The following is a 12,702-nucleotide window of genomic DNA, read 5'->3' as shown; positions in this document are numbered from 1 at the left end:
CCGTTCAGGATCCGCGGGCCGCGTGCAGTTCAGCGATCAGTGCGTGCGCCGCCGTCGAACGACGAGCACGGCACCGGCTGCGAGCAGCAGCGCGCCGAGCGCGACACTACCCATCACACCCGCTCCACCGGTTGCGGCGAGACCGCCCGCGCCCGCACCATCGGCGGACCCCGATGCGCCGGTCGCGCTCGAGCCGGCTACGCCCGAGCCCACCCCACCGGCGCCGCCGTCCGAGCCGGAACCCGAGCCCGCCGCCGTGCCGCTGCCCGTCGCATCGTTCGAACTATCGGCTCCTGCTCCGGCAACGCCAACAGCATCAGCATCAGCATCAGCATCAGCATCAGCATCAGCATCAGCACCGGCACCAGCACCGGCTTCGGCCGGCAGCGCCGAACCGGTGACCTCGGCGGTCGCCACCGCGATGTCGGCGTTGAACGATGAGACGACGATCGTCGCGGATCCGCTCGGCTCGAGCCCGGAGACGGTGACGAGCGCACCCGAGCGATCGAGCTGCGGCACCGTGGCCGCCCCAGTGGCGCCCGGGGCTTCGGCTGCCGCCGCCGGCGTGTTCGCGCCGCTTGCCACGACGCGCGCCGCACGACCGAGCTCGACGCCCGCGGGCGCGACGGTGTACTCGAGCGATTCGTCATAGTTCTCGATGCGGAACTCGAACCCGTCGACGAGCGACTGCGTCGTCGTCAGAATCGGCGCATAGCCGCGCTCCTGAGCACGCCCCTGCACGGTGCTGCTCGCACTCGTCGAATCATCGCGCGAGACCTCAACAGCAACGTCTGCCGTTGCGCCCGCCTCGAGGCCGCTGACGATGAGCAGCGAACCGTCCAGCCGGGCCGACACTCCTTCACGAGCCTCGACGGCGTCGACCCGGTACTGGGCATCGGCATCGAAGTTGCTGATCGGCGCCGTGTATCCGTCGCGCGTGCGCACCACAGTGCCGAACTCGGGTGCGATGCCTGCGAGCAGCGCGGCCCCCGTCACCGACGCTGTGGCCGGCGCGGAGCCCGAGAGCTCGACGGTGACGGCGATCTCCGCGCCTTCGCCCGCGGCGAGGCCCGTGACCGACAGCTGCGAACCGTCGAGTGCTGCGTGCGCCCCATCGGGCAGCTGCGCTCCGTCAAAGGTATAGCCGGCCGCGGCGTCGAAGTTCGTGATCTCGACCGCGAACCCGTCGGCGGTGCGCACTGGCGCACCGAATTCCGGCGAGATCCCCGCGAGCAGCGCGACGCCGGTCACCGACGCCGTCGCCTCCGTCGAACCTGCGAGCTGCACGCTGACGGGCACCGTGAGGCTTTCCCCGGGCTGCAGACCGGTGACGGTGATCACCGACCCGTTCCGCACCACCCGAACCGCGGCGTCGAGCGCCGTCGTGTCGAAGGCATAGCTGCCGGCGTCGACGAAGTTGGTCACCTCGACGGTGAAGCCATCGATCGTGCGCACGACCTCACCGAACTGCGGCGCACTGCCGGTCGACAGCGCCGACGCCGTGAACGTCTCGCTTCCGACCGCGTGGTCAGCCTGGTTCGCTTCGATCAGCACCGTCGCGGTTGCGCCGGCCGAAAGCCCGGTCACCGTCACCGTGCCGGTCTCGGCGTCGAATGCGACTCGAGCACCCTCAGGCGCATCGCTGAACGAGACGACGTAGTGCACCCGGGGATCGAAATCTTCGAGCGTGACCGCGTACCCGTCCACGGTGCGCGTCTCAGGCCCGAAGCGTACCTCGGGCGCTGCCTCGAGCGCCGAGCCGGTCGCCGTCGCAACGGCATCAGTCGAACCGGCGCGCGACGCGGTGACGACGGCACTGCCCTGCGCGCCGGCGTCGAGCCCGCTCACGGTGAGCGTCGCTCCGTTCAGAACCACCTCCGCCTGCGGGCTGAGCACGGTCGGCAGCGCGGTGTAGATGGCGTCGGCGTCGAAGTTCTCGATGTCAACGGAGAACCCGTCATTCGTTCGAGTGACGGAGCCGAACGTCGGAGCGATTCCGGTCGCCAGCGACCGGCCCGAGAGATCTGCGCGGGCGGCAACCGCACCGTCACGGTGCACGGTGACGGGCACGGTCGCCAAGGCATCCGGTGCGAGCCCGGTGACCACGACGGTGTCGCCGTCGAGCACGGCTGCGGCACCGTTCGGCAGCCCGACAAGTTCAAGGCCGTAGCGGGCGGCGGAGTCGAAGTCGCTGATCACGGCACTGAACCCGTCGACGGTGCGCTCGGGATCACCGAACGTCGGTGCGACCCCCGCGTCGAGGGCGGTGCCCGTCAACCGGCTGGTGGCCGGAGTGGCTCCCGATTTCGCTACGGCCAGGGTCACCTCGAGCGAGGCGCCCGGCTGCAGTCCGGTGACGCGCAACTTCCCGTTGTCGATGCGCGCGCTGATCGATGCATCAGAACCTGACCGCGTCACCGTGTAGGTCGCTCCCGCGTTCAGGTTGGTGATCGCGGCTTCGAATCCATCTGCGAGGCGCACGACCTCCCCGAAGGTCGGCGCGACCCCCGCGTCGAGCGCGGTGCCCTGCACGGTCGCCGTCGCATCGAGCGCCCCTGATCGCGTGACCCGCACCTCGACCGAGGCGGGAGTGCCGGGGGCGATGCCGGTCACGGTGAGCAGACCGCTCGCATCGACCGTTCCCGACACGTCGCCGCTCGCGGTAACCGCGTACTGCGAGGTCGAGGCGAAGTTCGTGATCGGCACCTGGAACCCATTCGCCGTGCGCGACACCGTGCCGAAGGTCGGCGCCGTGCCCGCGACCGCGGGCGTGACGGCGACGCGCGGGTTCGAGCGCTCGGAGTAGAGCTTGTCAGTCACTCCGGTCTGCGTCGCCTCGGTCTGCAGCGAGACGTAGTACGTCGTGCCGTTCGTCAGACCCGAGATCGTGCAGCTCGTGTTCGTGGTGGAGCAGGTCTGCACGGTCGCCCCGCCCGAGGCCGCGTTGAAAGCCGTTGCGAAGTAGTTCGAAATCGCATTGCCGTTCAAGTCGGCAGGTTGCCAGCTCACGACGGCGCTGTTCGTTCCGGGAGCGACGGAGATGCCGGTGGGCACCTTCGGGTATCCGTACGGGGTCGCAGTCACCGTGTTCGAAGCTGCGCCGGCGCCGGCGATGGTCAGGGCGCGCATCTGCACGGAGGTGGCGGTGCCGTTGGTGAGCCCTGAGATCGTTTTCGACGCACCGATGCCCGGCGACGCCTGCCACGTGGTGCCACCGTCGACGGTGTACTCGTACCCGGTGATCGTCTGGCCGTTGCCGCTCCCCGCGGTCAACGTCAGACGCAGCAGACCGTCACCGCGCGCCGCGAGGGCGATGCTCGGTGCGGCGGCGCGGGCCAGCGGCGTGACGGCGGGGCGCGGTGACGACTCCGGGCCGGCGCCCGCCGCATTCGTCGCGGTCACAGAGACCGTGTAGGTCTCGCCATTGGTGAGCGCGTTGACGGTGAACGGCCCCGTGTTCGCAATACCGCGGTAGTGCACGGCACTGCCATCGGCCGAGGTGATGGTGACCGTGTAGTCGGTGATCGGGCTTCCGCCATCGAACTCCGGGGCCTCCCAGCGCACGGTGGCCGTTGCGGATCCGCCAACCACCGACACGTTGCGGGGCGCCTCGGGCACCGTGCGGGGCGTCGACGTGCGCGTGGCCGCATCGCCGGCGCCGATCGCGTTGACCGCGCGCACCGCGACGGTCACGGGAGTGCCGTTCGGCAGGCCGGTGATCAGCGCATCGCCCGACAGGCTGCGCGTATCGATCCAGGTCTCACCGCCATCGATCGAGTACTCGATCCCGGTGAGCGGCGCACCCCCGTCGCCCGAGAATTCAGCGTGCACGCCGACGGTGCCGTCGCCCGGGGTAAGCGTCACGGCCGGTGCGGGCGGTGCCGATGCCGGCGCTGCAGTGAGCACATTCGACGCGCTGCTGGTACCTGCCGCGTTCACGGCGCGCGCCTGCACGGTGTAGGCCGCGCCGTTCTCGAGCCCGCTGATCGTGAACGCTCCGGCCACGACCTCCACTCCGTGCCAAGTCGCACCGCCGTCGACGCTGGCATCGATCGCGGTCACGGTCGATCCCCCATCATTTGCGACCGAGAAGTCGACCGAGAGCGACCCGTTCGCCCGCGCGACGCGGGTGAGGTCGGGGGCGCTCGGCGCCGATGCCGGCGTCGCCGACGCTGCGGCCGACGGCGCGCCCTCGCCCTGCGAGTTCACCGCACGCACGCGTACTTCCACTGCGACACCGTCCGCGAGTCCGGTAATGACGAAGCTGGGGGTCAGGCTCGGCGTGCGCTGCCAGGTCGCCCCCGAGTCGAGCGAGTACTCGTAGAAGTCGACGGGCACGCTGCCCCGATCGGCGGGGGTGAAGTCGACCTGCACCGCTCCGGGGCGCGACACGACCTGATCGATCACCGGAGCCCCCGGAAGCGCGACGGGAACCGGCCCGTTGCGCGTGGCACCGGCCGAAGCGGGGCCAGAACCGACCTCGTTCACCGCACGGATGACGAAGGTGTATTCGACGTCGGCGTCGAGCGTTGCCCCCGAGCTCGACTCGGTCAGTGCGGCGGGCGACTCGGTCGCGCCGAGTGCGCGCCAGGTGAGCCCACCATCGGTGGTGTAGTCGTACGCGGTGATCGGTGCGCCGCCGTTCGAGGCGGGCGCCGCGAACGCGAGTTCAAGCGCACCCGCACCGGTGTCACGCACACGGGTGATGGCGGGGGCACCGGGCACTCCGGCCGGTGCGGCCGTCACCTCAACCGCATCGCTCGCGCCGATCGCGTTGACCGCGCGCAGCAGAATGCGCTGCTCGGTGCCGTTTTCAAGACCACTGATGCTCTGCGGAGCGCTCGGCGAGAACGATTCCCAGCGCGCTCCCCCATCAAGCGAGTACTCGACCGAGGTGATCGGTGCACCACCCGAGGCTCCGAGTTGCCACGACACGACGATCGAGCCGTCACGGCGTTCGGCGGCGGCATCGATCAGCGCCGCCGGCACACCGGGCGCGCTGACGACGATGGGCGAGGAAGCCGCACCGGGGCCCGCCGCGTTGACGGCGCGAAGCTCGATCGAGGCCTGCGATCCTGCCGCGATGCCCGCCACCGTGACCGGGCTGGCGGTCGATCCCGTCGATGCCCAGTTGCCACCGTCGACGCGCACCTCGTAGTCAGTAATCGTCATGCCGCCGTCGAATCCCTCGGTGAACGCAATCGCCGCTGAGCCACCTGCGACTGCAGCGCTCGTGACCGTGGGCGCACCCGGCACCGCACGCGGCGTCGCCGAGGCCGGCGCACTCGTCTCGCCGATGCCGACAGCACTCGTCGCGCGGATCTCGATGCGCGCTGAGACGCCGTTGGTCAGCCCTGAGATCACCGCGGGGCGTGCCGTGGTGTCGAGCTGTACCCACGAACCGCCGTCGACGCGGTACTGGTAGCCGGTCGCCGCAGCACCCGACTCGGGAGCCGCGAATGTGACAGCGAGCCCGCCATCCCGCGCTTCGAGCTGCTCGATGCGCGGCGCCGACGGAACCGCGAGCGGCGTGACCGTATTCGAGAGCGTCGAGTACGTGCCGATGCCGGCCGGGGTCACCGCTGCGACCTCGAACCGGTAGGCCGTGCCGTTCGTCAGGCCGGGCACGGTGACGACGGTGTCGGTCGACCCGGTGAGGATCGGCTCGGTCCATGCAGTGCCGCCAACGGGGGTGACGCGCACGGCGTAGCCTTCGAGCGGCCCCTGGCCCACGCTGGTCGGAGCCGTCCAGCTGAGCGCGGCGCTGCCCGAGCCGGCGACGGCCTGCGGCGCCGTCGGCGCACTTGCGGTACCGGTCGTGTACGAGATCTTGATCGAGCCGTTCGCCGAGTTCGATGCGACGTACTCGACGGACTCCGTGAGTCCCGGCTGCGACGCCGTGGAGTTCTGTCCGAGCGAGCCGCCGTACCCGAACCACTCGTTCGACGTGCCGGCACCGAACTCGATCGCTCCATGCTTGCCGCCGATCGCGCCGCCGCCGCCCGCGCCGCCGCCGCCGCCATCGTCGTTGTTGCAGGTCGATGCCGCACAGGCGTCTGCGGCATTCTGCCCGCCCTGCCCGTCGGTCGAGGTCGGGTCGACCGTGCGCGCGACGAAGACGCTGTCAGCTGCCCGCCCGCGCGTCGGCGCGTACTGGCCCGAGCCGCCGTTGCCACCGCCACCACCGGCGACGATGTCGATGTCGCCGATACGCAGCACACTGGCGGCACCACCGGCACCACCCTGCCCCGACGAACCGCGCGATCCTGCGTTGCCGCCGCGGCCACCGTTGTATCCGTCGAGGGGGTTGTTGCCGCCGACCGCAGCAGCCGTCGACGCGTTCGTAGTACTGGCGCCCGTCGCGCCGCCCTGGCCCGGAACGACGGTCAGTGTCGAGCCCGGCACGACGTCGACGGTTCCGGTCACCAGTCCGCGGAAGGTGCCGATGTCGGGAGCGGGCGTGGCATCCTTGCCGCCGTTGCCGCCCTCGCCGCCGCGGATCTCGACATCGATCGACGTCACCCCGGCCGGTACGACCCACGACTGCGCAGTCGCCGAGTACGCGAACGAGACGACCTGCGTCTGCGGCGCACTGTTGCCGGCTGCGGCGCTCGCGATGAGCGCCCCTCCGACCAACGCGACCACTGCCGAACCTGCGAGTACGCGCTTTCCGCGCACGCCTGTGCTACCCACCCTTGTGACACCCCTCCAGTGCTCCAAGGCCGTCCCCAGGCAGACGCCTCGGACTCGGAGAGTTACATGCAGAACGATCTAACACTAGTGGGACGCCGTTCCCTTCTGCACCGTGTTCACGAAAATGTCGCCTGACGAATCGCGCACACTTCACTTCGCGCCTTCATCTGATCTTTGTTAGGGTCGGATCGGTGCGCCGGGGGAACGGCGCACGTCTCGACCGAAAGGCCTCTTCATGCCCTCGATTCGTACGCGCCGCGCTGCCGCCGTCACCGCCGCAGCCGCAGCCGCCGTTCTGTTCGTCTCCGGTTGCGCCGCTTCCGGAAACGCCGATGCATCGGGTGCGGGGGACGCATCCGACACCGCCGCCGGAACACACGCGATCACGCACGCTCGCGGCACCACCGTGGTGCCCGACGCCCCGCAACGCGTCGTCACACTCGAACCGCTCGAGCTCGATACCGCCGTCGCACTCGGCATCACCCCCGTCGGCGCCGCAGTCGCCAGCAACGTGGCCGGCGTTCCGGAGTATCTGGGCGTCGACGGCGTCGAGCCGGTCGGCACCGTGCCCGAACCCGACCTCGAGGCCATCGCAGCCCTCCAGCCCGACCTCATCCTCGGAACCGAATCGCGGCACTCGGGCCTCTACGACCAGCTCGAGAGCATCGCCCCGACCGTCTTCATCGGCACCCAAGCCGACCCCTGGCGCGAGAATGCCGCACTCATCGGCGAGGCGCTCGGCCAGCAGTCCGAGGTGACCGCACTCATCGATGACGTCGACGACCGCTGCGCGGCGATCAGCGACGACTACGACGTCGACGGCGCCACCGCGCAGATTGTGCGCCCGCGAGACGAGACCACGCTGAGCCTCTACGGCCCGGTCTCGTTCGCCGGCAGCCTCATCGAGTGCGTGGGCTACACGATCCCCGATCGCGAGTGGGAAGACGGACTGCAGGCCGACCTCTCCCCCGAGAACATCGTCGATGCCGCGGCCGACGAGGTGTTCGTCACAACCGCAGATATCGACGACCGCTCCACGGTTCCGTCGGCAATCACCAAGAACGCCGATGCCTTCCCGTCGGTCACGCTCGTCGACACCAGCACCTGGGTCTCGGGTGTCGGGCCCAAGGGCGCTCAGGTCGTGCTCGACGACATCGAGAAGTTCCTCGCTGCGGCGCAGTGATCCGCCGCAGTTCGGTGAGCGACCGCACCGGCACAATCCACCACCGACCACCTCCCGACCGACGACCGGTGACCTCCCGGCATTCCTCGCGGGCGGCCTGGGGCACGATCGCGCTCCTCGCCGCCCTCGCACTCGCGGTGGCGCTCTCGCTGGCCGTCGGTGCGAATGCGCTCTCACCGGGCACCGTGCTCGCGACCTTGCGCGGTGACGGCACGACCGAGACCGACTACATCGTGTTCACGCTCCGCATTCCGCGCACGGCCGCGGGCATCCTTGCCGGAGCTGCGCTCGGCGTCGCCGGCGCGCTGATCCAGGCGTTCACCCGCAACCCGCTCGCCGACCCGGGCATCCTCGGAGTCAACGCCGGCGCCGCGCTCGCGGTGGCGATCGGCGTCGCGTTCCTCGGGCTGCAGGGGGCTGCCTCGTTCGCGTGGTTGGCGTTTCTCGGCGCGCTCGTGGTCACCGTGGCGGTCTATCTCATCGGGTCCTCGGGCCGGGGCGCGGCCGATCCCATACGCCTCACCCTCGCCGGCGTGGCGCTCGGCGCGGTGTTCTCGGGGATCACGACGGGCATGACGCTCAGCAACCCCGATGCGTTCGACCAGATGCGCAGCTGGAACGCGGGATCGCTGCTCGGTCGCGGCTTCGACGTCTCGGGCCCGATCGCCCCGTTTATCGCGATCGGTCTGCTGCTCGCACTGCTGCTCACCCCGGGGCTCAACGCGCTGGCCCTCGGCGACGATGTCTCGACCGCGCAGGGCGCGAACGTGGCCGCCATCCGCGTCGGCGTCATTGCGGCGGTCACCCTGCTCGCCGGTGCCGCCACGGCGCTCGCCGGCCCCATCGCGTTTGTCGGCCTCATGGTGCCGCACATCGTGCGCTGGACGTTCGGCGTCGACCAGCGCGTCATCGTGCCGCTCTCAGCCCTGCTGGCACCGGTGCTCGTGCTCTTCGCCGACGTACTCGGGCGCATCGTCATCGCGCCCGCCGAGGTGCCCGTCGGCATCGTCACCGCCGTGCTCGGCGCGCCGGTGCTGATCGCGCTCGCACGACGCAGAAACGCGAGCGCACTGTGAGCGCCGCACCGCGCGACCGGTCAGTCGACATCGGCTACCGCCGCCTCGTGCTGCGAGCCGGGCCGTGTGCCGCCACCGTGCGCACTCGGAGCTTCGCCGTCGGCGCGCTCGCGGTCGCACTCATCGCGGCGCTGCTCGTGCTCGCACTCGGCCTCGGCACCTTTGCGGTCGCCCCGGCCGACGTGGTGCGCACGCTGCTCGGCGGCGGCACCCCGCTCGAACGCACCGTCGTGCTCGAGTGGCGATTGCCCCGCGCACTCGCCGCGATCACCATGGGCGCACTCCTGGCGATCGCCGGCGCACTCTTCCAGACGGTCACGCGCAACCCGCTCGCGAGCCCCGACATTCTGGGTCTCTCGAACGGCGCGTTCACCGGTATGCTGTTCGCGCTCGTCTTCGTGTCGAGCGGCTGGCCCGCGCTGACCGTGGGCGCGCTTCTCGGCGGCGTCGCCACTGCCGCCGCGATCTGGGCGCTTTCTATGCGGGGCGGCGTGCAGGGCTTCCGCCTGATCGTCGTGGGCATCGGCGTCTCGGCGATCCTCGCATCGATCAATACCTGGATGCTGCTGCAGATCGAACTCGAGACCGCGATGTTCGCGTCGTCATGGGGTGCCGGATCGCTCAACGGTGTCACCGCCGGCCCGCTCACGGGCGCCGTGCTCGCCGCGGCTCCGTTCGTCATCGCCGCGGCGCTGCTCACCCCTTCCCTGCGACAGCTCGATCTGGGCGACGACATGGCCGCCGCTTCGGGGTTGCGCCCAAACACGGTGCGCACCGCAGCCCTCGTCATCGGCGTCGCGCTCGTCGCCGCGGCAACTACGGTGGCCGGCCCGGTCGCGTTCGTCGCGCTCGCGGCCCCGCAGATCGCCCGGCGCCTCGCCGGTACCCCGTACCTCTCACTCACTGCCTCAGCTTTCATGGGCGCCCTGCTGCTGCTCGGCTCCGACCTCATCGCGCAGCACGTACTGCCAGTTGCGCTGCCCGTCGGCGTCGTCACCGTATCGATCGGCGGCGCCTACCTCGTCCTCATGATCATCCTGGAGATTCGCCGCCGTGCCTGACGTTCCCTCACCCAGCCGCACCGATTCCCGCCTTACGGCGGACGCCATCACGCTTGGTTACGACCGAACCCCGATCGTCGCCGACCTCAGCGTCGCGATTCCGCCGGGATCGTTCACCGTCATTCTCGGCCCGAACGCCTGCGGCAAGTCGACGCTGCTGCGCGGGCTGTCGCGCCTTCTCGCTCCGAGCAGCGGCCGCGTCGTGCTCGACGGCCGCGCCATCGCCGAGTACCCCGCAAAGGAGGTCGCGCGGCGCCTGGGGCTCCTGCCGCAGAGCGCGTCGGCACCCGACGGCATCACCGTCGCCGACCTGGTGGCGCGCGGGCGCTTTCCGCACCAGAAGCTCATGCGCCAGTGGTCCGATGCCGACGAGCGCGCCGTGCACGAGGCGCTCGAAGCGACCGGCACGCTCGACCTCGCGCCGCGCCCGGTCGACGCACTCTCGGGCGGGCAGCGGCAGCGCGTGTGGGTGGCCATGGTGCTCGCGCAGCAGACCGACCTGCTCCTGCTCGACGAGCCGACCACGTTTCTCGACGTCGCGCATCAGGTCGAGCTCATGGAGCTGTTCGCCGAACTCAACGCAGACGGGCGCACCGTCATCGCGGTGCTGCACGATCTGAACCACGCGGCCCGGTACGCCAGCCACATCATCGCGATGCGCGACGGCGCGATCGTGGCCGAGGGCTCCCCCGCCGAGGTCATCACGAGCGAGCGGGTGCGCGAGGTCTACGGGCTGCCGAACCTGGTGATCGAGGATCCGGTGACCGGCGGGCCGCTCGTCGTGCCGCTGCGTGGCAGCGCGGTGCGTGGCGGGCGTGCAGACTCCAGCCCTGAGGTGTCGTCGTGAGTGATGGGCCGTCTCCGCTCCCCGATCGTCCGTGGGCCTACAGCGCGTTCCCCGTCACCGTGCAGGCGATCCGGCGCATCAGCCCGGGGTTCGTGCGCATCACCTTCACCGGCGAGACGCTGCGGCACTTCGCGCCGTGGGGCCTCGACCAGCGCATCAAGCTGGTGCTCCCCATGCCCGGCGACGCACCGAGCGATTTCCGGCTCGCCGAATTCGGACTGCTCGACGAGCCCACACCGCACCCGTCCGAGTGGTACCAGGCCTGGCGCAGGCTGCCCGAGGGCGCGCGCAATGTGCTGCGAACGTACACGCCCGCCGCGATCCGCCCCGATGCCCGCGAGCTCGACGTCGACGTCTTCATCCACGAGCCCGCCGGGCCGGCCTCCGCGTGGGCACTCGCCGCTCGCCCCGGCGACCGCCTCGTCATCACCGGACCAGACGCGCGCAATGGCTGGACGGGCTACGGCATCCACTGGCAGCCCGCCGCGCACGACCGCTTTCTGATCGTCGCCGACGAGACCGCTTTCCCGGCCGCCCGCAACATCATTGCGTCGTTGCCTGCGGGCGCCGAGGCCGACCTGCTGCTCGACGTCGACAACCCCGCCGATGCGGCCGGCGCCGCAACCGCGGCCGCCGCCATCGTTCGCGTCGTCGTCGCCGAACGCGGTACGGCCTCCGGGCCAGATCAGCTCACCGGCATCGAACGGGCCGTGCGCGACTGGGGCGCGCGACACGGCGCCGCCGCCCGCGACGATCCGCGCTGGTACATCTGGCTTGCCGGCGAGTCAGGCACCACGACGCGCATTCGCCGCTCCCTCACCGGCGAATTCGGCATCGCGAAGGATCGCGTCGTGTTCCTCGGCTACTGGCGCATCGGCGGGGCGCTCGTCGGGTGATTCCGGGCGCCCCGTATCAGCTCCAGCGGCACTGGCGAGATACACCGTCGGCGTCACCCTGAAATGCGCTTTGAAGGCCCGGCGAAACGCGCTCGCATCGGTGTATCCGACGCGATGGGCGATGGTTTCGATGCCGTGCACCGAACCCAGCAGTGCGGCGGCGGCTTCCATGCGGTTGCTGATCCGCCATTGCCGCAGTGTCACCCCGGTATCGCGCACGAACGCCCGCTCGATGGTGCGCAGCGACACGTGCGCATCGGCGGCGAGCGCTGCGGCTGAACGCCGATCTCCGGGGTGCCGGCGCAGCACTGCGGCGACGACTGCGGCTTCGGGCGTGCGCGGCATCGTGAGCGCGCTAGTGATTGTCGGTTGCAGTTCGATGAGCGCCAGAATCTGGCTCGTCAGATCGATGTCGGGTTGCAAGGCGGTCTGCTGCGCCTGAATGCACGCGAGAAACAGGGTGCAGAGATCGTCGTCGGCACGGAACACGGTGACCCGTTGCGGTGCGGCACCCGTCTCTTCGAGCGCGAAGAACATCGGCAGCAGCACGGAGTTCTCGTGCACGTGCAGCGCGTGCCGCGTGCCGACCGGCACCCAGATCGCCAAACCCTCCGTCAGCACGTGGCGCTCGGCACCGGCGCGAACGTCGGAGCTGCCGCGGGCCTGCCAGAGCAGCACATGATCGCCGTGGTGCACGCGGGCGGAAAGGGTGACCGCAGGCACCTGCACGACCGCTCGATTTGTTGAACCCCGACGCACCGGTTCGATGCGGTTCATGCGTCTCCTCTCCAGCATGATGCGTGCCCACCCGGGTGGATCTCGCGGGTGGATCGCGCGGGTGGGCGGTGTCGCACGGCGCACCCAGGGTGTCGCATTCTGCACCGTCGACGATCTTAGCGTTCCCTAACCTAGATCACACGTACGTCGGCACGTCTGCAGCCGCGTC

General features: G+C 70.4%; 7 protein-coding genes. 5 read left to right on the top strand and 2 right to left on the bottom strand.

Going from position 1 to position 12,702, the window contains the following annotated elements:
- Window positions 1–36 precede the first annotated feature (36 nt).
- On the bottom strand, window positions 37–6,678 hold the full coding sequence (locus ACZF5Y_RS06375; protein ID WP_497534976.1) for a beta strand repeat-containing protein: 6,642 nt from the start codon (window positions 6,676–6,678) through the stop codon (window positions 37–39).
- Between the two features lie 250 nt (window positions 6,679–6,928).
- Here ACZF5Y_RS06375 and ACZF5Y_RS06370 point away from each other — a divergent pair, with 250 nt between their 5' ends.
- From ACZF5Y_RS06370 to ACZF5Y_RS06350, 5 genes are all read left to right on the top strand, one after another.
- The gene (locus ACZF5Y_RS06370) at window positions 6,929–7,876 is read left to right on the top strand and encodes an ABC transporter substrate-binding protein (RefSeq protein ID WP_497534975.1); all 948 of its coding nucleotides are present in this window, start codon (window positions 6,929–6,931) and stop codon (window positions 7,874–7,876) included.
- Window positions 7,877–7,944: 68 nt separating this feature from the next.
- Window positions 7,945–8,952 (top strand): FecCD family ABC transporter permease, encoded by a 1,008-nt coding sequence (locus tag ACZF5Y_RS06365; RefSeq protein WP_497534974.1) that lies wholly within the window; start codon window positions 7,945–7,947, stop codon window positions 8,950–8,952.
- Window positions 8,949–10,013, top strand: coding sequence for a FecCD family ABC transporter permease (locus ACZF5Y_RS06360; RefSeq protein WP_497534973.1), 1,065 nt, complete (start codon window positions 8,949–8,951; stop codon window positions 10,011–10,013). The genes ACZF5Y_RS06365 and ACZF5Y_RS06360 overlap by 4 nt, the downstream gene beginning before the upstream one ends.
- Window positions 10,006–10,860 (top strand): ABC transporter ATP-binding protein, encoded by an 855-nt coding sequence (locus ACZF5Y_RS06355; RefSeq protein ID WP_497534972.1) that lies wholly within the window; start codon window positions 10,006–10,008, stop codon window positions 10,858–10,860. Before ACZF5Y_RS06360 ends, ACZF5Y_RS06355 begins: the two co-directional genes overlap by 8 nt.
- A complete protein-coding gene (locus ACZF5Y_RS06350; RefSeq protein WP_497534971.1) occupies window positions 10,857–11,756 on the top strand; it encodes a siderophore-interacting protein in 900 nt (299 codons plus the stop codon). Before ACZF5Y_RS06355 ends, ACZF5Y_RS06350 begins: the two co-directional genes overlap by 4 nt.
- Here the strand turns inward: ACZF5Y_RS06350 and ACZF5Y_RS06345 are convergent.
- Window positions 11,646–12,533, bottom strand: coding sequence for a helix-turn-helix domain-containing protein (locus ACZF5Y_RS06345; RefSeq protein WP_497534970.1), 888 nt, complete (start codon window positions 12,531–12,533; stop codon window positions 11,646–11,648). The genes ACZF5Y_RS06350 and ACZF5Y_RS06345 overlap by 111 nt on opposite strands.
- Window positions 12,534–12,702 lie beyond the last annotated feature (169 nt).

It is taken from the genome of Leucobacter sp. WKLB1 (genome assembly GCF_059696215.1).
The sequence above is the reverse complement of the archived record's forward strand: the minus strand, read 5'-3'. Positions and strand labels throughout refer to the sequence as shown.

Bases quoted from the DNA above. Each gene is read 5' to 3' on its own strand.
- ACZF5Y_RS06370 (WP_497534975.1), top strand. From the start codon at position 6,929: ATGCCCTCGATTCGTACGCGCCGCGCTGCCGCCGTCACCGCCGCAGCC.
- ACZF5Y_RS06345 (WP_497534970.1), bottom strand. From the start codon at position 12,533: ATGAACCGCATCGAACCGGTGCGTCGGGGTTCAACAAATCGAGCGGTC.